Below are 23,239 nucleotides of genomic sequence, written 5' to 3' on the forward strand. Positions count from 1 at the left end.
ATGCGAGACCTTAATGCCCTTCCCAAAGCACATCTTCATTTGCATTTCACCGGCTCAATGCGGGTATCAACTTTAGCCGATATGGCTGCTGAGCAAGGGATTCGCTTGCCGGAGAATTTAACCGATAATGTTTCGCTCCACGTTCCTGCCGATCAACGCGGTTGGTTTAGATTTCAGCGCGCCTACGATGCCGCCCGTAAAGTGGTTCGCTCCGAGGAAGCAATGCGCCGAATTGTGCGCGAAGCTGCCGAAGATGATAAACGCGAAGGTTCACGCCGGCTAGAAATTCAGATTGACCCCACCTCGTATGCACCGTTTGTTGGTGGTATTACGCCAGCCTTAGAAATCGTGCTTGATGAGGCCGCAATTGCTTCCCGTGACGTAGGTATCGACGTGGGCGTTATCGTTGCTGCTTCACGTATTCGTCATCCTTTTGAAGCACGCACGTTGGCGCGGTTGGCGGCCAAGCATGCTGGAGATGGCCCTGGGAACGTCGTAGGTTTTGGGTTGAGTAATGACGAACGACGTGGGACGACCTCGGAATGGTCAGCTGCGTTTAACATTGCCCGCCGCGCTGGTCTCGCAGCGGTTCCGCACGGCGGGGAACTTTTAGGCCCAGATCATTTGCGAGAGGTAGTTGCTCATTTGCGTCCAGTGCGGTTAGGTCACGGAGTGCGGGCAGCCGAAGATCCTGACCTTTTAGCTCGGATTGTGGACGCCGGCATCGCTTTTGAGGTCTGTCCGGCATCGAATGTATCTCTTGGAGTTTATGGGCATAAGCATGACATCCCATTACGCACCCTTCTTGACGCCGGGGCCCAGGTCGCGTTGGGAGCTGACGATCCCTTGCTGTTCTTATCGAGATTAACCGATCAGTATCGTATTGCTCGTGATCTTGGTTTTGACGATTATGAGTTAGCGTTGCTGGCACATTCGTCAATCACTGCTTCGTTGGCAAGCCCTCAATCAAAGAGCGTTTGGCATGACGAGATTGATGCTTGGCTCGCTGGACCAGACGATGCTAACGGCTCTTAATCGAGGCTTAGACCGACGAAGACAGGCTCAGGTACCAATGTTACCCCGTACGCTTTTTGCACGCCGTCACGGACCTCTTGAGCAAGTTGGACAATATCGTTGGCACTAGCTCCACCACGATTTGTGATAGCTAATGAGTGATCGGTTGAAAGCGCCGCTTTATTGGGCAAACCATATCCTTTATCGAACCCTGCATGGGAGATAAGCCAAGCTGCTGAGGATTTCACAAGGCCCGGAACTACTGTTGGTTCGCCGCCAATTTGCCGAATAGTCGTGTGATCGGTGACTGGGAAGCGTGGCGCTTGTTCCGGTAAGTTTTTGGCCTGATCCAAAGTTAAGATCGGGTTGGTAAAAAATGAACCTGCTGAATAGGTATTTCGGTTAGCATCATCAAGAATCATTGACTTTGAACGCCGTAGTTCAAGAACCGCTTGCCGAACCTCGGCTGCGGGGGCACGTTCGCCAAGTTCAATGCCAAGTGCTGTCGCAAGTTGTCCGTATTTGATGGGCGCTCCGAGGCTAGCCCGGCGCATGTGAAAATTCACCTCTAGAACAATCCAGCGTGGACTTGGACCCAATGGGCCATGAACCATGGACGATTTGAGGAGTGAATGCCGGTAACCGAAATCAAGATCAGCTAGAAATAGGGTGGTAATTTTTTTAGCTAGTCGGTCATATACTCGTAGTGAGGCGATCGTTTCGGCAACTTCTTGCCCATAGGCACCGATATTTTGTACTGGGGCTGCCCCAGCAGAGCCGGGAATACCAGAAAGAGCTTCGAGGCCCATCCATTCGTTTTCGATGGCATAGACAACAACGTCATCCCATGGAGTTCCTGCGGTAACAGTCATCTGTCCGCCGCCACAACCGTCATCCATCGTCGGCGTGATGTCATTTCGCATATCACGTACGACGATACCAGTAAAATCACTATCAGCTGCCAGAATATTTGATCCGCCACCAAGGACGAGTAGCGGTAACTGTTGTTCATCAGCTGTGCGAATGGCGTCAATAATCTCGTTTTCCGTCTGGGCCTGGACCAGATGAGAAATGGGACCGCCAACGTTGAAAGTAGTCAGTTGTGCCAAAGAGGAGGCATCAGTTTGAGCTCGTGACGATGCAACTGGAGCAAGATCTTTCCGAGAGTGTTCCATCAATGTCCTCCTGTGTTATCTGCAATCTCTACTATAATCTGCTCCCCCGGCACGGCGGAAATATAGTTGATTGTGTACACCATTGTAAGCACCCATAAAAGTAAAAGCCCCTCCAAATGGAAGGGCTTTTGCTTAGTTAAACCTTATCGGGTCTCACGATGCGTCTGAGACTTGGAGCACCTTGGGCAGTACTTCTTGAGCTCTAGACGATCCGGCGTGTTCCGACGGTTCTTCTTCGTAATGTAGTTACGCTCCTTGCAAACCTCGCAAGCGAGGGTGATCTTGGGGCGAACGTCTGCAGACTTGCTAGCCACTGTTGTTACCTCACGTTCGGCTTGTTGAGAAGCGGGTGCTTCAATTTTCGTTTGTAGCGGGGGCGGGGTTTGAACCCGCGACCTCACGATTATGAGTCGTGCGCTCTGACCAACTGAGCTACCCCGCCTCAAATTCATTTCTGGTGAAATGAATGGAGCCCCGAAAGGGAATCGAACCCTTGACCTTCTCCTTACCATGGAGACGCTCTGCCGACTGAGCTATCGGGGCAACGTTGGAAAGCTTACCAAGAGGCATGCACAAAAACCAACTACTTGCGCAATTTTTTCGGTGATACATATCACTTCAATTATTGCATGGTTCGTATTGAGCATGAGCCCAATGACGATCCAGTGGCAGGTGAGGGATTTGAACCCCCGAAGGTTACCCGTCTGATTTACAGTCAGATGCATTTGGCCGCTCTGCAAACCTGCCATGCACGTTGTTTTTTACAACCCCGTGCGGATAACGAGATTACCAGCTCTACCCCATACCGTGTCAAACTATAAGCATGGAAAAGAGTGCCGTGCGCGTCACATTTTTCAAAAATGCTCAATTTTCTAAGGAGAAACCATGGCAGATTCATCATTCGACGTCGTCTCTGACTACGATTACCAGGAGGTAGATAACGCTGTAAATCAAACAGCTAAGGAGATTGGCCAGCGCTACGATTTCAAAAATGTCGGCGCATCAATCACCCTCAAAGGCGAAACAATTACTATGATTGCCAACACCCCCGAACGTGTTCTAGCAATCTGGGATGTTTTGCAATCAAAGCTCATCCGGCGTGGACTTTCACTAAAACAAGTCGATGTTGGCGAAGGCGAACCAAAGGCTTCCGGCAAGGAGTATCACCTCCTCGGCACGCTTAAAAAAGGCATTGACCAAGTCAACGCAAAGAAGATCACAAAATTGATCCGTGACGAAGGGCCAAAATCCGTTAAAGCTCAAATTCAGGGAGATGAAGTTCGTGTTTCATCGAAATCACGCGATGATCTCCAAGCTGTTATCGCGCTTCTCAAAGGCGGAAAGTTCGATGTAGCACTCCAGTTCGTCAACTACCGCTAATCGCACCTACTTCATGCCAGTGGGGCCCGCAGATGCTATCTGCGGGCCCCACTGTGACACTTAGTAAAGTTTCCCGTCGTGTTCTTCACCGCGCGAAACAGCTGTCATCGTCTCGCGCTCAACAACCTTTATTCTTTCCCGCCCAGCAGCTTGGCCTAACGACTTTTCGAAGTCTTCTAGATGGTGCCAACCTTCCCAATCGGTGTACCGGACACCGCGCTCATCGAGCACTGCCTTGGTAGCTTCCCAACCGACGTTTTCAGTGGAGGCATGTAACTTTCCGGCTTTATAATCATCAATCAAATGACCAATTGTTTCTTGCGCATCTGATTTGGTAGAACCAATCAAACCAACCGGACCACGCTTAATCCAGCCAGTAGCATACATGCCAGTCACAACATTCCCTTCATTATCCGTCACTCGTCCACCTTCATTCGGAACAACACAACGACGGTCATCAAATGGCGCCCCTGGAATTGGTGAGGAGGCATAACCAATCGCCCGATATACGGCCTGAACTGGGTAATCAATATATTCGCCAGTCCCCTTCACAGACTGATCTCCTTGAAGTTCCATCCGCTCCATACGGATACCTTCAACGTGATCTTCACCCAGAATTTCAACCGGGGCTTGCAGCATGTGGATATGGATACGGCGTGAAGCTGTTAAATCTTCAGGCTCTTGGAAGGCGTAGTTTGTGAGCTGATCAACTACCTGCCGCGTCATCTTTGACTCATCCATCGCTTTTTCTGAGCCAGCGTCATAGTCAAAATCGTCCGGATAAACCACAATATCAACATCAGGAACGTGCCCAAGCTCACGTAATTCCATCGGGGTGAACTTCACCTGTGCCGGACCGCGGCGGCCAAAAACATGAACATCAGTAATTGGCGATTGCCGCAACCCTTGTTCCACATTTTCTGGGATCTCAGTGCTCATCAAATCATCTGGATGTTTCGCCAGAATACGTGCAACGTCCAGTGCAACATTACCCACACCAAGCACTGCAACTTCTTTTGCTTCTAGCGGCCAGGTACGAGGTACATCCGGGTGCCCGTCATACCAGTAAACAAATTCGGAAGCGCCATAAACTTCCGGAAGATCGCCACCAGAAATATCAAATGGTCGATCACGATCTGCACCAGTTGCCAATAAGACCGCGTCATAGTGCTCATGTAGCTCGTCGAATGTGATGTCTTTACCAATTTCTACGTTACCAACAAGTCGAATATCGCCACGCTGGAGCACATTGTACAACGCAGTAATAATCGCTTTAATCCGCGGATGGTCAGGCGCCACACCATAGCGAACAAGACCATAGGGGGCAGGAAGCTTTTCGTACAGATCGACCTGCACGTCCAGATCCGACTTCGATAGAATATCTGATGCGTAAATGCCAGCTGGGCCAGCACCGATCACCGCTACTTGGAGTGGACGTTGAGTCACGATTACCTCTTTCAGCCGCCCAAGACGGCCTCGACATTATTTGGAAGAAACCACACACAATACTAACGGACGATTACTCAACAGATAAATAGCGGGTGAGGATATCAACACATAAATGAGGCACGTAACATCGTAGCTACGTGCCTCATACGTATGAGAACTTGTTATTCTAGGTTATTCGGTTTCCCCAGGGCCATGATCGATAGTCTTAGCATCGAGACGGATCACTCCATACGTCCACCCACGACGGCGATATGCTGCACATGGCTGGGAGGTTTCTTCGTCAATAAACAAGTAGAACGGGTGGCCAACAAGTTCCATTTCGTCTACTGCTTGTTCAACTGACATTGGCTTTGCTTCGTAGAGCTTTTGGCGAACAATAACCGGCGAATCTCCAACTTGAGTTTCTACAGTTTCCCCAACGACAGTGGGGCGAGTTGGCGTTTGTGTAGGCGCTTCTTCGCGCTCTTGAGAAGACGTCACTTCCGCGAGCAATTGATCAACATTGAGTTCACCAGCATCAACATCTTTAACAACATGGTGCTTACGGTCCTTCATTCGCTCACTCTTGCGGCGTAGTCGTTCAAACAACTTTTGTGCCGCCAGATCAACTGCAGCATACCGATCTGAGGTAGCTGCTTCAGCACGAACCACTGGTCCTTTATCTCGAACGGTGATTTCGATACGTTCAGAGATTTCCGCCTGCGCCGGATTCGGCTCATGAGTTACTTCAACTTCAACGCGTTGGGCACGTGGTGCAAACTGTTCAATCTTTGCCAGTTTTTCTTCCACAAACTCACGGAAGTTGTCACTAACTTCGGCATTGCGACCTTTAACTACGAATTCCACGATGATCTCCTTGGGTCGTGAGGGTAGTATCACCATAGATACTACGTTGAGGGACTACACTCGCTTAACGCGAGAAAAACACTCATCACCTACTTTCACAGCTATTGCACGACATCATAACGATGAACGTAACTTCATAGCTTCCACTACTAAGTATAGTGCTTCATGTCACAAAAGTGAACTGTAAGACCCTCCTCATCAGCATATTCAGCGGTGAGCATACTTCCCGCATATCTACGGACGATCCGTTACCGCCAAAACAACAGCTCCGACAACTCGCCCACCAGCCTGACTCACTGCCCGCTGCGCACCCAGCAGCGTCGCCCCCGTCGTCAGCACATCGTCAACCAAAATAACGTCATATCCCGAAAAACTTTTTACCGCGCGCTGTGCCCGCGACTTTCGCCCACGTTCAGCCACGTTACCGCCACCACGCCGGCTTTTCTTCGCCCGCAAGGCGTCAACAAAATCAACTCCAATACACTGAGCAAAGCTCCGCCCAATCACCCCGGCGACGAATCTACCGGCACGCCGGCGCGAGTTATGTGAAGCCACCGGAACAACCACGACATTAGGCCACTGCGCCGCTGGAAATGCATCCTCAATCTGCAAGTCACCAACAATATCTGCTACCAGTTGCGCAAAAGCCGCATCTACCCGGCAATCGTTCATGTTCTTCCAACGCACCAGAGCTGAGGCGACTGAACCGCTATACCATGCGCGTGCCCACACCGGAAAAATGCTCAAGTCATCACCTTGATCGTCAACAGCTAACAGATAACGCGCTCCGCTCTCGGCACGCCACCATGGGCCACGATGCCACAACCATGTACAGGAATCACACAAACTAACGTCAGGCGTCCCGCATCCCACGCACCAGCGGGGATAAATAATATCCGCTACCTGAGCGAAGAACTGCCGAACAGCGTGGACCACACCTACCATCATCGTTCACCCAGGAAATGTTGGTGCTATAGCATTCTCTAAAATCCGACGCCAACCACCAGCATCATAGGCATAGACATCATTAGCCGCAGTATGTAACACGATCGAATCATCATTGCGGCCGGCCGTCACACTCGTCATATCTTCGAGCGAAGACATAACCGAAATGCTTTCTCCCAAGGGCACCGAATACAAAGCATTCATCGACGAGGTTTGGCTCTTCCCAATAACCACTAATCGGGAATCTGACACCCACGCCACATCCGTCATTTCACTCAGACGCTGCCCAACGCGAATTGGTTCAGATAGCGACTGCGGAACCCCAGCTCCATCACGCACAATACCGGCAACTAGAGCCTGAGAAACTCCTTCATGCTCAGCGAGCATCACAATCCGCCCGCCCTCACGTGATACTGCAAGTGAGCGAATCTTATAACCATCAAGCCACGTTGCTTCTACCCGCGCCCGTTGGCCAGAAGACATATCAATTGCGGTCAACTGCTGATCTGGCGAACGCTCAGCAGTCCACACAAAACGATGACGATCAATCGATGGGGAGACTAATTCTTGCCCAGATAACAATTCTATTGGCACCCCAGCTGCATCTATCCGATAGATTGTTTGCCCACCTTGTCCCAAAGCCACAAAATCGGCTAATTTCTCACCATAAGGTGTGGCTAGATCAGACAGATCTAAGCTGGCTAAACCCTCCGAGTTCGGCACAAAATGTAGGCCATCATCTTTAACAACTGCAGGCTTGCCATCGGATAGAACAAGCATTTCCGATCCAGAATATGGATAGCTTGGAATATCAGCAATATTTTCACTTTCGAGCAAAGCTCCGTTAGCTAACAGCTCCACACCGGAAACTCCAGCTAGCGACGTGAAAGTTTTCATGAATTGGGTGTACAAAATATTGCGAGCCCGCGCCGGTAATTCTGCTACATCACTACTCAAATCAATTCGCGCAACACCCCCGTCAACGTTCACTACCGGATTAGTTAACGTTGTCCCAGCCGGCAAAATCGTTGTCACTGACCCCGCTAACCATTGCGGCGGCCCATCGACAATTCCGCGCGCTGCCGCAGAAACCACTTGAGAACGAGGGTACCATCGCACATCTGTGACGAATGCACTTTGATCTTGGATTGGGAAATAAAGCGCAGTACGCACAAAAAGTGTTTGGAATAACGAATCTGGCATTGTTACCCCGTCAGGGACGACGGCGATCCGCCACTCCCCCGACTTTTCGCGCACCAGTGAAAACTCGCTTGACAGGGTGGAATCTGCTGTTGCGGACGTATAACGACCCGTTGAGTCGACAATTCCACTCGCACCTACACTTACTCGGTATGCTCCCGAACGAGTTTGACTCACTTGCTGATTTTGTGAATCCGGATAGATACGTACCTGAGTTGTCGGATTCCAAACTTTAGCAGCGCCTGCGGTCAAATATTGACGCGCGACGACGAAATTATCCGAAAACCCAGCAGAAGAAGCTCGCATGAACCCTACAACAATATCTTCTGGTTCGGCATCTTCAGCTGGTCCTTGCGGATCCAGTACGATACCACCACTGGTTTGTTGCGAACGCTCCACAGCCTGCGGCAACCCTGACATCGGAATGCGTGCACACCCGCTTATCAATACGAAACACACAATCGCAGCAAGTATCTTTTTCATTCTTCCTCCACGCCTTGTGCGATCGGCATTGGGTAGGGTTCCGGAACTTCTAGCGGTAAGGGCCGAGTGAAATCATGACCAGGCAAGCGAGGAATGGTTAAGAGAAAAGTTGATCCTACGCCCAGCTCACCGATGGCCTCGAGAGTGCCACCGTGAATCAACGCATCCTCTTTTGCAATCGTTAACCCAAGACCTGTTCCCCCAGATTTGCGTACACGTGATGAATCTGCCCGCCAAAAACGGTCAAAAACGTGAGCTGCATGATCTTCAGATAACCCAACACCGTTATCTTGCACTCGTACAGCCACAGCGTCCCGCCCGCCAACAACAGACACCTTGACCGGTTTACCTTCCGCATGTTCTAGGGCATTCACCACCAAATTACGGATAACGCGCTCAATACGCCGAGGTTCTACTTGTGCATGTGTATCTCCGGCTATGTCTAAACGCACAATCACCCCGTTATCCACCGCTAACGGATCAGCCATTTCAATAACATTGCGGGCAATATCAGCAATATTCTCATCTTGTGCTGCCAAAGCCATTCCGCCCGCATCATAGCGCGAAATCTCAAGCAAATCAGAAAGCATCGCATCTAAATTACGCAACTGAGTATGCTGCAATTCTGCACTGCGCTTTAACGCAGGCGGCAAATCCTCACGCTTATCGTAAATAAGCTGACCAGCCATACGAATTGTTGTCACTGGGGAACGCAGTTCATGCGAAACTGCTGAAACGAAATTCGTTTGCACCGCTGACATTCGCTGCATCTTAGTAAACTGCTCTTCGAGGGAAGAAGCCATCGTATTAAACGACTCGCCAAGTTGTGCTAATTCATCTGATCCATAGACCGTCATCCGGGAATCAAATTCACCCTCAGTCAACTTTCGTGCATTGGCTGCTGCCGCCCGGATAGGCCGCAAAATAAAACGCACCATCAACCATGCCACAATAACGATTAATGCCAGCAAACCAACCATACTCAACGATAGCGCCCGCATTGTCGCATTCAATAAATCCTGCTGATTTTTCAACGAAAAAACAGCGTACAATTCATAGTCACCCGAACCAGGAATCGTGATCTGCTTACCCACGATAATCCCTGGAATATCATCATTTTTAGCTGAACTAATCGCTACCGACTGCCAACTCAAATCCGCATCACTACGTACAATTTCTCGCAACTGTGGCGTCACCAAAGAACGCACCCGCGTCGTCGTCGCTGTCTCTGGCTCCAAAATCGGCGTCCCCGTAAATTCTTGATCTGGGGAACGCAACAACACACCACCCAAAAGCTCACGAGCCGGATCATATAGCGAAGCCACTAATTCCAAAGCAACCCGCTGAGACTGCGCCGTCGTTGGGGAGACCGCAACTGAAAAACGTTCCTGAGCTAACTGGGTATCGGTCGCAAAACGTTCGATATCAACTGCAACCGTTCGATCAAAAACCGCATTTTTCACTTGGGATGTAATCAACGTACCGGTTAAGGCAATACCCACCAAGGACACACACGCGATAACCGTGATCGTCCGAATTGCCAAGGACGAACGCCACCGCAAACGATAACGGGTAATAACCTGTTCAATTCGGTCAAAAAAACTCTGCTTGCGTGATTCCGTCGCAACCACGCGAGTCATTCCTTAGCAGAACCTGCCCGATATCCCACACCGCGCACAGTCAGGACAACATCGGGATTTTCTGGATCACGCTCCACCTTAGCGCGCAACCGTTGAATATGAACGTTAACCAACCGGGTATCCGCAGAATGGCGGTATCCCCACACTTGTTCCAAGAGTTCTTCACGAGAAAAAACCTGATACGGTTTGCGCGCTAACACGGTCAGTAAATCAAATTCCAGCGGTGTTAAATGCAAAATTTGCTCACCACGTTTAACTTCATGAGCCTTAAGATCAATAGTTAAATCAGCAACCCGTAAGGTTTCCACTTCATTTTCCTGCCGGCGCAAACGCACCTTCACTCGTGCGAGTAACACCGAATTTTCAAAGGGCTTCGTCACGTAATCGTCAGCCCCAGCTTCTAGCCCAGCAATCACATCAACAGAGTCAGTTTTGGCACTCATCATAATAATGGGCACATCAGACTCTTCACGCAATTGACGGCACACCGAAACTCCATCGAGGCCTGGCAACATAACGTCTAACAAAACTAAATCTGGATGCTCGGCACGAAACAACGGCAAAACATGAGAGCCGTTAGCACATACCGACACCTCATACCCTTCGGACTCCAGCAGAATGGCCACCATCTCGGAAATGCCCGGATCATCGTCAACAACTAAGATACGCATTGTTTTGTGCCTTTCACATTACTCGACTAGCTCTAGTCTACCGGAAGGTCTCGGTCAGGTTGGTCTTCAGAAACAGCTGAGAGTTCATTAGTAGGTTCGGTCTGGGCAGAATCTTGCGCACCACCATCAACAACAGTGAAATGCGGACGCGGGCGCGGACGGGGCGTGGCCGAAATATCCATCGATGTACGCCGAATCTCACGTTGGGCTGGCTGTGGCGGGGGCACATCTTTACGGGATGCTTCTCGAATAGCATCCGCGAGCGCAGTGAGATCATCAGTAGACGGGGCAACCGGTTCAAATTCTGTTTTGAGCCGAATCATTTGCCAGCCAACTGGCACCGTTACCGTGTGGGCATGCTGGACACATAGGTCAAACGCCCCTGGCAGTGGCACGGGTGATAACGGCCCTAGGACTGCAGTTGCTTGCTTATAGTCATAGGTCATCGTGGCAACAGCTGCGTTTTTGCAGGCGCCTCGGGAACAATGTCGAATTGGACTCACATCTCCTAGTCTACATCTCTCGTCTTCTTCAGTAACAGTGGCGTAAAATAAGTTATGTGACTACATTACCTAAACGCGATCGTGGGCGTCGCCGTGATCGACATGGTCGCGGGATGCGCGGTCCACTTGTCAGCTCGCAATCGCCAGCCTACCGGACACGTGCCCAAAAATTTGACGATATTTTAGCGTTGGAATTGGCGGCATTTCGCCGCCATCTGGGCCGCCGTTTAGACCGCTACGATTTCGCCGTTTTAGATGTTCCTGCTTCAGATCCTGCCCCGTGGGAAAATGGGATTCCGTTAGCTCGTTTTTTACCTTTTGAGCGTCCTTCTCGAATTCTTGGCCGCTTAGTTTTTTATCGTATGCCACTGACAATAGCTGCTGACGACGACGATGATCCACGCATGTTTATTCACAACGTGATGGTGAGCCAGATTGCCAGTGCGCTAGATATCGATCCTGCTGAGGTGGAATATCTACAATAGCTTTTACGGATTAACGCTAACCCGCATCGCTTGAGCATCGGCTCCCTGCGCAGTCAAACCGATGACGTTAATTCCTCGTCCAGTATTGAGATCTGCAGTGGAATATACTGCAGCAGCTACCGGATTAGTAGCCGATATCCAGACGAACTCGAGGTCGTCAGGTAAGGTCAGCGCGGCGGTGTGCGTTACCGTTTCGACTTTCCGATATTGTTCTTTACCGTGAATATCATAGCCAGTGACAGTCACTGCGGTAGAAGAAGGAACATTCATCATCAATGTTGATGAGCCATTGAGGGCTGCACCACCAGCTTGGATCGGAGTTTGAGCGCCAATCCATGTTGTGTCAGTCAATGCCCCGTAGGTGAGCGACATATTAATCGCAGCGGTCACTGGTTCATCTGCCCTAACGCGCACGGTATAAGCACCCGGATCAATACCATCAAGGGTCAAATCAAGTACGGATTGAGCTGGAATAACGAGGTTATCAGCACCGGGCAATGGGTACTCTTTGTCACCGATGAGATCGACGTGAACTGTTGTGTCATTCTCATGCGGATTAACCAACCGTAATGTTGCTGTCGTTTGTCCCGGATCTGAAGAATTTTCCGGAGATTCGCCACCTTCTGCAGATGACTGGACGTCAGATTTAACAGCGCTGCCCTGGGGTTCACTGACCTCAAAACCTGGAATAAACACTTCTCGCCCGAGCGCGGCATGTCCGATAAAAGATAGCCCTTGTGGGGTAAACCCAGATAATACGTTTGTTTGCATCGATGCCCCAAATGCCCCTGAGTCTGATGATAATTCGAGAGCTAATTGGCTAGTATCATCAAGTAAACCATCAAGATTGACAGTTATTTTTGTACGCGCAGCGACGCTGATTTGTTGACGTTGTCTAACTTCCACGGGGCCGTTTGGACCAAAAGCTCTAAGGTAAACTGTGATCGGATTGTCTCCAGGATTCAATAGGCTTAACACGTTATAGGTCCCGACACCAGATTGGCTGCCTACGAGCCATTGAGTTTGCCGAGTCCACTGGCAGGGATTCGTTGCCAGACCGCGCATATCTCCGCCACCAACTTGCACCGTCGAGGCGCCAGTAATATGGCCATCCTGTACCTGTGCGTTAGTCGCATAAACAACACCAGTAGCGTCAGTGACACCTAGTTCTGACACAGCTGTAGGAACGACGGTAGTTGAGTCACGATCAGTTTGGGTAAGGATATCAAACCAGTGGGCGCCGTCAACAAAAACAACTCCATGCCCGGTAATAGATTCAGCTTCATTTGTAACGTTAACGCCCTCCGCCACTGTACGGATAGCTCCGCCTAAACAGGCTAATGAAAATGTTTGGTCTGTTGGAACATATTCAGTACTTTTAGCCGCCATTTCGGCGGGCGCAGGAAGGCTCACCGCAATAACGCCTACCGCGCTAGCTAAAGCCAGAACCGCAATACCCGACACAATTGGCTTTATTCTCATCGACTCCACCTCCGGCGGGTAATCGGAACGGCGAAAATAGTTGTAATAATCATCGCCACCAACTGTCCTATCGCTAACGGCGCATGCATTCGATCGTTATAGGTCACAGTTAATTCACCATGCGAGCCTGCCGGCATGATAAATACCTGCTGCCAATCTCGTTTATGACCAGCAATTTCAGTTCCATTGATACTGGCATGCCAATGTGGCGAGAAACGTTCCCCGAGCACGACTATGCGATCTGTGGAGCTCGGATTGACATGTTGAGCATGGCCTGCTCGAGCAATAATTATTTCATCTTCAGCTGGTTCTACCCGCCAAAAATCACCAGCTTCATGCCCAGAAACATACGAGATATTAGTGATTGCGTTTAACGCGCCAACAAGTTCAACCCGATTAAAATCTTCACTCACTGGCACCACGATCAGAGATATTCCATGCGCCTGGAGATCCATAGCAACTGAAGCCGAACGGCCCATAATATTGGCAACTGTTTGGCCGAGATGATCACGGGCCTGCGAATCAGCTGGACGGGCTTGTGCCACCATCGTTCTATCCGTTAGCTCGATACCATAACCTCGCCATAGTTCAGCTTCGATACCTGCTGGCGTCGGTTCCAAAGATAATACTTTTGCTCCAGCTCGCTGATCTTCAATTCCAATAGCAGGAAGAAGCGTAGCTGTTTGCGGGTGTAGTTGACGAATCTGTGAACTGGCCAGAACGAAATGCGTTACCGTTGCAATTAAGCCACAACACAATGCGGCACCGACAACACCAACACTTAGATGTTTAATACCAAAGGAGGATGATCGCAGCCACGAACGCGTCCCGGCAAAACCACAAGCTATCGCCATCACTAGACTGATCCAGGCAAGCTCTTGGCCAAATCCAGCCCAAAGATACATTGTTGCCACGGCGAACTGCGTCGTCACCAAGGCCCAGACAAGACCCAATATCGCAAACAACCATGCCAGACGAATCCGCCCATATAACGTAAGCCGCCCAAGTGCTATCACCGCAACAACAACAATCATCAATGGCAAGACATAGGCCAAAATGGCCGGAAAATCCCACGACATTACTTCATAAGGAACCAGCGATACAACGTCGACTGGATCTGCTTGGGAAGAAACTGGGTTGCCTGGCATCGTCAGGAGATAACGCCACCCGGCATATCGCAAGCCTGGAAGGTGAATGATAAGCGCCGGTAGAGGTATGAAAATCCAGCGCCACGCAAATTTTTGCCAAACGAAACTGCCAATGCCGATAACAGCGATAATAAGTGCAAAAAGTGGAGATGCCAGCGAAGAAACCATGGCAAAAAATGCTAAAAAGCCACTGTCTCGAACCGACCCACGCCACGAACCGCCAATAGCGTAGGCACATCCAGTAAGACCGATATATGCCACTACTCCAGCGATTCTGCCACTAGCTAAGGCATCGAGGAAGGGCGGAGAAACCAACCAAACAAGTGTGAGCACCACCCGTGCCTGCCAGCCAACGATAACCCGTCCCAATGCGGCATAAGCCAGTAAAGCAACCAGTGGCAATGCACAATACAACATGATGGTCACTAGCTGAGCTATCGTGAGATGCAAGGGCTGGAAAATAACCAAGGGCAATGCGGCGAACACCCATAACGGATCGACGGCTCCTGGGTAGCCATCCCCAGCAGGAATCCATCCTGACAGTGCCATCCGAATCAGATCAAGGCCAGTTTGTGACCCATATGCTAAATCACCGCCACTCAGCGCACCATTAAATGCCACGGGAATAAACAACACCCCCGCAAGGCCAAGAGCTCCCACGATGGCGATAGCACGACCAATCCGGCTTACCCGCCGATATTGTGCGTATTCTTTAATAGTGAATTGGTCTGGCACTTGAGCCATAAAACGAGCATCTGCATGTGCCCGCCGAGAATGACGTTTTGCTTGTTGGATAGCCCAAGGCGCTGCTTCGAGTTCTTTTAATGCTTTGCGGGGAACTTGGCGAACAGCGCGGATACGCAATCGTCCTCGTATTACTGCTTTAAGAGAGGCGATGGTTGCCCATCCAGCACCCAATTCAGCACGTGCATAAGCCGCATCTTTGCTGAGCAATCGCAACAAAGCGCGCGGAATACTCCCGACAACATATCCCAGCCAAAGAAGCGGTACCAGTAATGCGGGGGCGGCAAGAAGCGAGTTATAAAGTTGAGCCGAACGCCGGCGGGCAAAGGATGTGACAAGAGGTTGTCCCAGGGAAACTTGACCGTGACGTACCACTGCTCGTGGTTCGACGACGACGCGATATCCCGCTATCCGAAGCCGGCGCGAAAACTCTAAACCGTCGCCAAAAGGACCTAAGCGAGGATCAAATCCACCCAGATGCTGCCATGCGTGAGTACGCACAAGCATTCCGGCACTGCCGACAGCAAGTACGTCAGTACGATAATCCAGCTGTCCCTGATCCAGCTCTCCTGCCTCAATTTCCGGGACTCGGCGAGCAGAGCGGGTAGCATTAATACCTACTTCCAGTAGCTGGCGTGGATTTTCATCCCAGCTCACTTGCTTTGGGCCTACGGCACCAATCTGATGAGATGTTTCTCCAGTACGGAGAAGAAAGTCTAACGCTGAGGGTTCTGGAGCGGAATCAGCATGCACAATCCAAAGCCATTTATCAGTCAATTCCACCTCTGCTAGGAGCTGTGTAATCGCCACTCCTAGCGAAGGTTGCTGGCCCACAATCCGAACCTCAGCCATTGGTAATGCCCGCTGTAAGAATGGCAGTTCAGCTTCATGCTCCAGGCCTATAATGACCCGATCAGGCTTGTGCGTTTGCTCGGCAATAGCCGCAAGAGTTTGAGCTAGATATGGAAAATCACGGCTTTGTGAAAGCACAATAGCCGTGACTTGATCGCGGATTTTCTCCTGCATACTCACACTAAGCCTTACCCACGCAGGCCCTGGGCTACCTTTCGTTCGCGAGCTATTCGCTTACGATCATTATCAGAAGTACCACCCCAAATACCGTGACGGATATCGTTAGTCACAGCGTATTCGAGGCATTCAGCGCGCACTGAGCAACTTGCACATACTGATGTGGCTGGCGCCGTGGAGCCACCTTTTTCCGGGTAGAAAATATCTGGATCGGTTTGCGCACATAGCGCCTCTTCCATCCAGCTTAAATCCTCAGCTCCCTGCGTACCGTACCCGAGGTTAAAGATACCCTGCATGAGGGTTTGGGCGCTGCGAGCATCGGAAGAAGCTTCCGCCGTCGTAGCCGTTATATCCCACATACCAAGATCCCTTCGAAAATATTGCACTATGTAAATTACACGCGTGTCATACCCCAAAAGTCAAGGCGATAAGGCAAACTGCCCTCTAGCATTCGAAATAATCACAGATCTACTAATTGACTTGCATTATTCCAATTACGCGAACCGGACTTAAAATACGAAACGAGTTATCATGAATCAAAGCACCCACACTCTGATGGAAGCACTGCTAGAACGCGGAACTTCACCTGCCTTAATTTGGTATGGCGTATCCGAACGCATTGAGTTATCGGGCAAAGTATGCGCTATGCACATATCAAAAATTGCCCAATACCTTTCCGACGATCTAGGAGTTGATGGGGATAGCCATCTTTTTCTTGACCTCCCGGCACACTGGAAGTCAGTGTTGTGGAGCCTAGCTGGCCACGTTGCTGGATGCCATGTCAGTTACACACCTACCGAATTATCCTGGAACGACGTCGTCGTCACTGCACACCCCACACCACCACAAGATCAAGCCACCCACCTTGCACTAACTCTTGCGCCACTAGCTTTCGCATGGCCCGGAGACCTGCCCGATGAATACGAAGACGCCGCTAGTGCCCCTATGCGCTACCCAGACACTATCGACTTAACAACCTTCACTCCTCAAGATATCGCCGTTGAGAATCCACCCACCTCGTTTTCAACCTATGCGGTTGGCGCAGATGACCCACAGCGCCTTACCGCGCAATTCGCTGGGGCCGTTTTCAACCATGCCGCCCTAGTGATTATCACCCCACAAAACAATATTGAAAACATTCTTGCCACAGAAAATGCGCATGCGTGGGATATAATTTAAAGACGTATATTCTCCCGTGACTTGGGGGAGTAAAATTGACCGTGCGAAAAGAACCAGGAGCATTGCGTGGAAAAGTCGAATTCAACCGCCGAACTCCCCCACCGCTCAGCAACGCATCAGCGTAAAAGTGGCCCATGGCGCAAACGCTTACGCATCTTCGGATTAGCTGTTTTGGCCTTCACTCTTGTTAGTAGCAGTGCGTTAGCCACCATGGTTTACGAACTCCAACGTTCTATCGTGCAACACGATCTTTCCGCGTTAGTACAACAAAAAGAACGGCCTACCGAAAACCAAGCTCCACTTGATCAAAAAGCCGGCAAGCCATTAAACATTCTACTTTTGGGGGCTGACTTGGCTGACGGCGGTAGCCAACGCTCCGATACCACGATGCTGATGCATATTTCCGCTGATCGGCAGCGCATTGACGTCGTTTCCATCCCACGTGACACGTTAGTGGACATCCCACCGTGCGTTATGGGCAACGAAGATATGTCCTATCCACAGCATGACGCAATGTTCAATGCCGCATTCTCTACCGGAGGTACCTTCGGCGGAAGCGTTGCTCAAGCTGCCGCATGTACCTTGCGAACGGTTGAAGAACTCACGGGCGTCTACGTTGACGGATTCGCCGTTCTCAACTTCGACTCTTTCCGTGATGTTGTCGATACCATTGGCGGAATCGATATGTGTTTCAACGAAGCAATCGATGATCCACATTCCGGTATCCAGTTAGAATCCGGGTGTCATCACCTTAATGGCACCCAAGCATTGGGTATTGCCCGAGCTCGCTACTCTATTGGAGACGGATCTGATATTGGCCGTATCTCACGCCAGCACCAAGTTGTTACCGCGATTGCAAAAAAGACCTTCTCGCTCAATGTATTCACCGATATTCCAACACTCTATGGAATCCTGAAAGATGTCACCAGCCACATGGATCTTTCCAGTGGTCTGGGAGATATTCAATGGCTTGGTGGACTTGCCTATTCACTGCGCAATGTAGATCCTGATGCGATTAATTTTGCAACGATGCCGTATTATCCTGATGGTGCACGGGTTCGTCCATCACAAAATGCACAGCGCGTCTGGGATGCCCTTGTTAATGATCTTCCAATCCCCGAGGACGCCTCAGCAACCGATTCTGGTCCAGATATTGTTCGTAGTGTTACCCCTGAGCAATTAGATGAATTTACAAAATCTATTGGCTCAGGTATTGCGGACTAAGACCGATTGGATGATCAGTGACTCAGCCTCCTTCATTTGAGCCTCGCAAACGTCGTAACCGTCCCAGCGCACAAGGCGCCCGTCGAGTCGGGCGGCCAGCGCAGGCACGCCCTGCTCCGCCTCAGACGCCCACAGCGGGACGTCTGCCTCGGCGAACGGCTGGACCTAGCCCAACACCGGCCGTTATTCCACCGGCGTCAACTCCGCGCTCTTCGGCACGTCCGAATGGTCCACGTGGCCCTATACGACGTTCCGCCTTCACAGAGGCCTCACCGGCCACGCAACGGCCCACACCGATTGCCCCACCACCACAGCCAGTTACTCCAGCTCCACCACCAATACACGCTAATCAGCCCGCGCCAGTGAGCCGGATGAGCTCACCAGTTTCATCGCCTGCGAGCTTTATCGCTACTCGCGGAACACAAACACGCACTTGGCGTTTTTATGCTCGTTCAACAGGCATTATTGCCTTATGTTTTATTCTTTCGGTACTTATCTGGATCTACTATCTCTATAGTTTTGGCGATTCGCATATCACGCGTTTATCGGCACTTACTGGCCGTCCTGACACCCCAGGAACAACCTATTTAATCGTCGGCTCCGATGAACGCGGTGGAGTTGTTTCCGATCCAACTGAGGGGCATCGTGCCGATACAATCATGCTGCTTCAGGTTCCCGAATCGGGCACTAACTCGTTGGTTTCAATCCCGCGTGACACGTTGGTGGACTATCCAGATGGCGACTCTGGAAAGATCAACGCCGCCCTTAACATTGGCGGATATAAGTATTTAGTTGGAACTGTTGAATCATTAACTGGTTTAACCGTTGATCACTACGTGCAAATCGGTATGGATGGAGTTAAGCAATTAACTGATGCGGTAGGCGGAGTTAACCTCTGTCTCGACTACGATGTTGATGATCCGTACTCCACGCTTGTCTGGCAAGCCGGTTGTCACGATGTTGATGGCACAACCGCACTAGCTTTTTCCCGTATGCGCTATGAAGACCCTCTCGGGGACATTGGCCGTACGGCACGCCAACGCCAGGTCGTATCGAAAATTATTAGCAAGGCGGCCAGCGTATCTACCTTCCTCAATCCGTTCAAACAGCGTGAGTTAGTCGGCGCAGCGAGTGATGTTTTGACAGTTGACACCAATGATTCGCTTTTCGATGTAGCGTGGGCTGGCTTGGCATTGCGTAATGCCATGGGGCCAGACGGTGCGATGGGGCCACCGCCAATCAGTTCACTTAATTACATGGGCTTCGACGGGGCTTCCTATGTTCTTTTAGACGAGGATGTTGGGCCTACATTTTGGTCGCAAGTGACAGACGGCAGTGTAACGAAGGATTCCTTCGCTTCCTTCTCAGATTAATGCCAAAGGATTAGCGACGACGACGGCGTGAACGTAACGATATGAGTGTTGCGTGCCCATTATGTTGGCTAGCTTCCATCTGTTGGGGCGCCGCTGCCAAAGTAAGGGTGAACTCAGCTGGCTTACGAACAGTGAGTTCTAAACGTCCCCCATCATTTGAAGCTAATTCTCGGGCTACCGCCAATCCAATTCCGGTTGACCCACCAGTTGAAACGCCTTTGAGGAAGATTGAATCACCGAGCTCATCAGGAACTCCAGGGCCCTCATCACGAACTTTGATATGCACCATACGCCCAGCTTTGATTGGCGTAATTGTTGTTGTACCAGCCCCGTATTTTAATGAGTTCTCAATAAGGGTTGCGAGAATCTGTGACAGTGACCCAGGAGTAGCTAAAATCTGCTCATAATCCCCATCGTTGAAGACCAATGTCCGCCCAACATTGCGGAAAACTGGCTCCCATTCATCGTATTGTTGAGTACAAATATCGCGAAGATTCACTATTTCAGTAGTTCCTGAGGTACCGGTGGTTGAGGTACGCATCAGTTCTGTGACAACTCCGCCAAGACGATCTATTTGTTCAAGTGCTCGTTCACTTTCTTCTACGATATCTGGATCATCGGCGAGCATCTGGATTTCTTCGATGCGCATCGATAGCGCAGTCAGTGGAGTGCGTAATTGATGCGCGGCATCGGCGGCAAATTGGCGCTCAGCAGCGATACGGCTGGCCATCCGGCTGGCCGTACGTTCTAGCTCTTGGTAGACCAAATCAATTTCTTCAATACCGGATGCTGGCATCCGGGGACGGACCTGACCAGCTCCGATTTGTTCGGCCGTTGCAGCTAAGAGGACAAGTGGGTCGGATAGGATGCGAGCGCGTTGCCGAGCAAAGTATGCCCCAACCAGAAATGCAGCGACCACCAAAATAGCTACTGCTCCGAGAAGTCGCGCAATATTCGCTATCGCTGCATATTTTGGTGCAGAAATAGTGACGAGCGCGCCTTGGGGTGAGAATCTGCGCAGTTCAAAGCGGGAAGAAACAGCTGGATTAAGCGACTCAATGGTTTGTCCGTCTGGATATGTTACCGAGATATGAACTCCAGATAGACGCGAGGATTCTGCCAGAGAATCAAGCAGATTGGGCCACACTTTAGAATTATTCAGCTCTAGCCGACCAATTACTTCTACGACAGCTTGCGATCTCACTTCAACTGTTGTTTCGGCGTCTTTCCAGATCAAATAGCTTCCCAAAAGCATGCCTGGAACCGCTAGTAATAACACGGACACTGCAACAGCAACTCGTACTAGAGTAATAGTACGTTCGCGCATCCCACACCTTCTTTGGGGCTAGATAGTTTTATCTAACTTCGAACCGGAATCCCATCCCGCGAACAGTTGAAATGTAATGTGGCTCAGTGACATCATCACCAAGTTTGCGACGCAACCACGATATGTGCATGTCAAGTTTCTTCGTTGACTTCTCAGCATCTTTGCCCCACATCGTCGTCATCAACGTTTCGCGCGAAACAACCGAGCCAGCCGAGCGGATCAAAATTGTCAGGAGCTCAAACTCTTTACCTGTTAGCTGTAACTCTTTGCCGTCAATGTAGGCGCGGTGTGCAGCAATGTCGATGGTGACGTCTTGCGCTTGTAGCGTATCTGCCGGTTCATCAATTGCTGAGGAGCGACGCAGTAAGGCACGCACGCGTGCCAACAGTTCAGCTAACCGGAACGGCTTGGTAACGTAATCATCTGCTCCAGCATCTAAACCAACAACCATGTCGACTTCTTCAGCTCGGGCAGTAAGTATCAAAATTGGGAATGTTTGTCCCGCGGTGCGTGCTGCACGTGCCACATCTAGCCCGTCCATATCTGGTAGGCCGAGATCTAAGACCATTAAATCAATCGGTGTGTTCACTAAATTAACTGCTGCCTGTCCGGTATCCACTGCGGTGACGTCATATCCTTCACGCGATAATGCGCGCACAAGTGGAGCGGAAATGGCCGAGTCATCTTCAACTATTAGTACATTCGTCATTTCTATTCCCTTTATTTGTATTAGAACCAACAGTATATCCGTATATACCACTAATTCCCATAGTAAAGGAATATTCAGAGCTATGCTGATTAGGATTCGGGTTTTTCGACGACGTGAAGTTGAGCAGCATCGATACTTCCAATTCCTTGCAAGTTTGGAGTACCAAAAGGTTCAATACGATAAGCATGTTCGTCAAGCTTTTTTAAGGCTTCTGCTGTTGGCCGGTCCACTAAGATTCCCCCAACTGGAGCTATCGAGCACAGTCGGGACGCAAGATTGACCTTTGGGCCAAAAACATCCCCAAATCGGGAGACTAATCCACCCCAGACCATCGAAGCGCGGACGTGTGGCATCCCCGGAGTTGCACGTAAAGCTTTAACAATTTCCGATACGACGGTTGCGCCAGTTGCTAGATCGTCAGAAATATAGAGCACGGCGTCACCAACAGTTTTAACTACCCTAGCTCCATATGAGGAAATAACATCACGGGAAGTAAATTCAAAAGTTTGGATGAAATCGACAAGCTGGTGGGGAGATAATTCACCAGATCGCTGCGTAAACGAGACAAGGTCAACGAATCCGACTGCACGAGTTAATGGCATCGCTTCATCGCCAGCGTAGGACATGCCTTCTAGTTCAACTTCGGTGCGTCGCAAGAACGCAGTTAAGTGGCGGCGCCAGGCATATTTTGTTTGATATATCAAAAACTGTTCATAGTCTTGAATATGGTCAAGAACCCAGTAACGGGCGGACACTTCGTCCAGTCCATACCGATTTTCAGCTTCTTCCACAAGCGCTTCGTACTGCCATAAAACGATACGATCCGCGAGATGAGATTGGGCACGAATAAGGGAGTTTTGAGTATCTTCGTCCATCTTTCCACGCGCGACAAAATCTTGATGGGCGCGCATCACGTCAATGTCATATTCCGTGAAAAGAATACTATCTGGATTGGAGATATAGGGAAATCCCATGGCTCGCCAGAACCGACGAACTGTGTCAACATCCATTCCAGCTAGTTCAGCAGCTTGATGCACCGCATATTTTGGGGCACCGCCAAGGAGCCGTCGAGCGTGTTTTTCAACGGTCGTCAGCTCTTCTTCCGAATTATCATCATGTGTGTCCAGCATCACATCACTACTTTAGCAACTTTTCCCATTTTTGAAAACTCACACCATCTTCTATCCACACCCACCCTAGAGTACTACTATTTTCTTCGCCTCGTATGCCGGT

General features: G+C 50.3%; 21 protein-coding genes and 3 tRNA genes. 6 read left to right on the plus strand and 18 right to left on the minus strand.

Annotated features, from left to right (window positions below; translation table 11 throughout):
• On the plus strand, positions 1-1,035 hold the full coding sequence (locus tag HC352_RS07260) for an adenosine deaminase (protein WP_168918251.1): 1,035 nt from the start codon (positions 1-3) through the stop codon (positions 1,033-1,035).
• Here HC352_RS07260 and HC352_RS07265 read toward each other — a convergent pair.
• The 5 genes from HC352_RS07265 to HC352_RS07285 all read right to left on the minus strand — a co-directional run bounded on the left by HC352_RS07265 (position 1,032) and on the right by HC352_RS07285 (position 2,936).
• A complete protein-coding gene (locus tag HC352_RS07265; protein ID WP_168918252.1) occupies positions 1,032-2,189 on the minus strand; it encodes a UDP-N-acetylmuramate dehydrogenase in 1,158 nt (385 codons plus the stop codon). The two genes, HC352_RS07260 and HC352_RS07265, sit on opposite strands and share 4 nt — an antisense overlap.
• 143 nt (positions 2,190-2,332) lie before the next feature.
• Positions 2,333-2,503 (minus strand): 50S ribosomal protein L33, encoded by a 171-nt coding sequence (gene rpmG / locus HC352_RS07270; protein ID WP_168918253.1) that lies wholly within the window; start codon positions 2,501-2,503, stop codon positions 2,333-2,335.
• A gap of 54 nt (positions 2,504-2,557) precedes the next feature.
• Positions 2,558-2,631: transfer RNA gene (locus tag HC352_RS07275), tRNA-Met, on the minus strand.
• Between the two features lie 25 nt (positions 2,632-2,656).
• Positions 2,657-2,732: transfer RNA gene (locus HC352_RS07280), tRNA-Thr, on the minus strand.
• 123 nt (positions 2,733-2,855) lie between these two features.
• Positions 2,856-2,936, minus strand: a tRNA-Tyr gene (locus HC352_RS07285).
• A 138-nt stretch (positions 2,937-3,074) separates the two neighbouring features.
• Between HC352_RS07285 and HC352_RS07290 the strand changes: the two genes are divergently transcribed.
• On the plus strand, positions 3,075-3,569 hold the full coding sequence (locus HC352_RS07290) for a YajQ family cyclic di-GMP-binding protein (RefSeq protein ID WP_168918254.1): 495 nt from the start codon (positions 3,075-3,077) through the stop codon (positions 3,567-3,569).
• Between the two features lie 60 nt (positions 3,570-3,629).
• Here HC352_RS07290 and HC352_RS07295 read toward each other — a convergent pair whose 3' ends face one another.
• From HC352_RS07295 to HC352_RS07325, 7 genes are all read right to left on the minus strand, one after another.
• Positions 3,630-5,015: an FAD-dependent oxidoreductase gene (locus HC352_RS07295; RefSeq protein ID WP_168918255.1), complete on the minus strand. Its 1,386-nt coding sequence runs from the start codon at positions 5,013-5,015 to the stop codon at positions 3,630-3,632.
• A 174-nt stretch (positions 5,016-5,189) separates the two neighbouring features.
• Positions 5,190-5,864 (minus strand): ribosome hibernation-promoting factor, HPF/YfiA family, encoded by a 675-nt coding sequence (gene hpf, locus HC352_RS07300; protein WP_168918256.1) that lies wholly within the window; start codon positions 5,862-5,864, stop codon positions 5,190-5,192.
• A 234-nt stretch (positions 5,865-6,098) separates the two neighbouring features.
• Positions 6,099-6,800 carry a ComF family protein gene (locus tag HC352_RS07305; protein ID WP_211080654.1) on the minus strand — a complete coding sequence of 234 codons (702 nt, stop codon included), beginning with the start codon at positions 6,798-6,800 and terminating at the stop codon, positions 6,099-6,101.
• A 15-nt stretch (positions 6,801-6,815) separates the two neighbouring features.
• Positions 6,816-8,492, minus strand: a complete 1,677-nt coding sequence (locus tag HC352_RS07310) for an LpqB family beta-propeller domain-containing protein (RefSeq protein WP_168918258.1) — start codon at positions 8,490-8,492, stop codon at positions 6,816-6,818.
• Complete coding sequence (gene mtrB / locus HC352_RS07315) at positions 8,489-10,123, minus strand: MtrAB system histidine kinase MtrB (RefSeq protein ID WP_247645182.1); 1,635 nt, start codon at positions 10,121-10,123, stop codon at positions 8,489-8,491. Before mtrB ends, HC352_RS07310 begins: the two co-directional genes overlap by 4 nt.
• 5 nt (positions 10,124-10,128) lie before the next feature.
• Positions 10,129-10,803, minus strand: a complete 675-nt coding sequence (gene mtrA, locus HC352_RS07320) for an MtrAB system response regulator MtrA (protein WP_168918260.1) — start codon at positions 10,801-10,803, stop codon at positions 10,129-10,131.
• A 32-nt stretch (positions 10,804-10,835) separates the two neighbouring features.
• Positions 10,836-11,306, minus strand: a complete 471-nt coding sequence (locus HC352_RS07325) for a DUF3499 domain-containing protein (protein WP_168918261.1) — start codon at positions 11,304-11,306, stop codon at positions 10,836-10,838.
• Between the two features lie 56 nt (positions 11,307-11,362).
• Between HC352_RS07325 and HC352_RS07330 the strand changes: the two genes are divergently transcribed.
• The gene (locus HC352_RS07330) at positions 11,363-11,791 is read left to right on the plus strand and encodes a metallopeptidase family protein (protein ID WP_168918262.1); all 429 of its coding nucleotides are present in this window, start codon (positions 11,363-11,365) and stop codon (positions 11,789-11,791) included.
• Between the two features lie 3 nt (positions 11,792-11,794).
• Here HC352_RS07330 and HC352_RS07335 read toward each other — a convergent pair whose 3' ends face one another.
• Genes HC352_RS07335 through HC352_RS07345 form a run of 3 tightly spaced genes read right to left on the minus strand, consistent with a single transcriptional unit; the run spans position 11,795 to position 16,553 of the window.
• Positions 11,795-13,273, minus strand: a complete 1,479-nt coding sequence (locus HC352_RS07335) for a DUF5719 family protein (RefSeq protein WP_168918263.1) — start codon at positions 13,271-13,273, stop codon at positions 11,795-11,797.
• Positions 13,270-16,191 carry a glycosyltransferase family 2 protein gene (locus HC352_RS07340; protein WP_168918264.1) on the minus strand — a complete coding sequence of 974 codons (2,922 nt, stop codon included), beginning with the start codon at positions 16,189-16,191 and terminating at the stop codon, positions 13,270-13,272. Before HC352_RS07340 ends, HC352_RS07335 begins: the two co-directional genes overlap by 4 nt.
• Before the next feature lie 14 nt (positions 16,192-16,205).
• On the minus strand, positions 16,206-16,553 hold the full coding sequence (locus HC352_RS07345; protein ID WP_440130160.1) for a WhiB family transcriptional regulator: 348 nt from the start codon (positions 16,551-16,553) through the stop codon (positions 16,206-16,208).
• A gap of 172 nt (positions 16,554-16,725) precedes the next feature.
• On the opposite strand from HC352_RS07345, the gene HC352_RS07350 reads away from it, so the two are divergent.
• The 3 genes from HC352_RS07350 (at position 16,726) to HC352_RS07360 (ending at position 19,970) form a co-directional block, all read left to right on the plus strand.
• Positions 16,726-17,373: a TIGR03089 family protein gene (locus HC352_RS07350; protein WP_168918265.1), complete on the plus strand. Its 648-nt coding sequence runs from the start codon at positions 16,726-16,728 to the stop codon at positions 17,371-17,373.
• Between the two features lie 66 nt (positions 17,374-17,439).
• On the plus strand, positions 17,440-18,597 hold the full coding sequence (locus HC352_RS07355; protein WP_168918266.1) for an LCP family protein: 1,158 nt from the start codon (positions 17,440-17,442) through the stop codon (positions 18,595-18,597).
• Between the two features lie 17 nt (positions 18,598-18,614).
• The gene (locus HC352_RS07360; protein WP_211080656.1) at positions 18,615-19,970 is read left to right on the plus strand and encodes an LCP family protein; all 1,356 of its coding nucleotides are present in this window, start codon (positions 18,615-18,617) and stop codon (positions 19,968-19,970) included.
• A 10-nt stretch (positions 19,971-19,980) separates the two neighbouring features.
• On the opposite strand, the gene HC352_RS07365 is transcribed toward HC352_RS07360, so the two are convergent.
• The 3 genes from HC352_RS07365 to HC352_RS07375 form a co-directional block, all read right to left on the minus strand.
• Complete coding sequence (locus HC352_RS07365; protein WP_168918267.1) at positions 19,981-21,297, minus strand: sensor histidine kinase; 1,317 nt, start codon at positions 21,295-21,297, stop codon at positions 19,981-19,983.
• A gap of 28 nt (positions 21,298-21,325) precedes the next feature.
• A complete protein-coding gene (locus HC352_RS07370; protein ID WP_168918268.1) occupies positions 21,326-22,006 on the minus strand; it encodes a response regulator transcription factor in 681 nt (226 codons plus the stop codon).
• Between the two features lie 89 nt (positions 22,007-22,095).
• Positions 22,096-23,136, minus strand: coding sequence for an adenylate/guanylate cyclase domain-containing protein (locus tag HC352_RS07375; protein WP_168918269.1), 1,041 nt, complete (start codon positions 23,134-23,136; stop codon positions 22,096-22,098).
• Between the last annotated feature and the right edge of the window lie 103 nt (positions 23,137-23,239).

The organism is Arcanobacterium buesumense (genome assembly GCF_012563545.1).
Lineage (GTDB): Bacteria > Actinomycetota > Actinomycetes > Actinomycetales > Actinomycetaceae > Arcanobacterium > Arcanobacterium buesumense.

Coding starts and splice junctions, on each gene's coding strand:
- HC352_RS07370 (WP_168918268.1), bottom strand. CDS start 22,006: ATGACGAATGTACTAATAGTTGAAGATGACTCGGCCATTTCCGCTCCA.
- HC352_RS07350 (WP_168918265.1), top strand. CDS start 16,726: ATGAATCAAAGCACCCACACTCTGATGGAAGCACTGCTAGAACGCGGA.
- mtrA (WP_168918260.1), bottom strand. CDS start 10,803: ATGCGTATCTTAGTTGTTGACGATGATCCGGGCATTTCCGAGATGGTG.
- HC352_RS07340 (WP_168918264.1), bottom strand. CDS start 16,191: ATGCAGGAGAAAATCCGCGATCAAGTCACGGCTATTGTGCTTTCACAA.
- HC352_RS07310 (WP_168918258.1), bottom strand. CDS start 8,492: ATGAAAAAGATACTTGCTGCGATTGTGTGTTTCGTATTGATAAGCGGG.
- HC352_RS07265 (WP_168918252.1), bottom strand. CDS start 2,189: ATGGAACACTCTCGGAAAGATCTTGCTCCAGTTGCATCGTCACGAGCT.
- HC352_RS07260 (WP_168918251.1), top strand. CDS start 1: ATGCGAGACCTTAATGCCCTTCCCAAAGCACATCTTCATTTGCATTTC.
- HC352_RS07335 (WP_168918263.1), bottom strand. CDS start 13,273: ATGAGAATAAAGCCAATTGTGTCGGGTATTGCGGTTCTGGCTTTAGCT.
- HC352_RS07345 (WP_440130160.1), bottom strand. CDS start 16,553: ATGTGGGATATAACGGCTACGACGGCGGAAGCTTCTTCCGATGCTCGC.
- HC352_RS07375 (WP_168918269.1), bottom strand. CDS start 23,136: ATGCTGGACACACATGATGATAATTCGGAAGAAGAGCTGACGACCGTT.
- HC352_RS07365 (WP_168918267.1), bottom strand. CDS start 21,297: ATGCGCGAACGTACTATTACTCTAGTACGAGTTGCTGTTGCAGTGTCC.
- HC352_RS07290 (WP_168918254.1), top strand. CDS start 3,075: ATGGCAGATTCATCATTCGACGTCGTCTCTGACTACGATTACCAGGAG.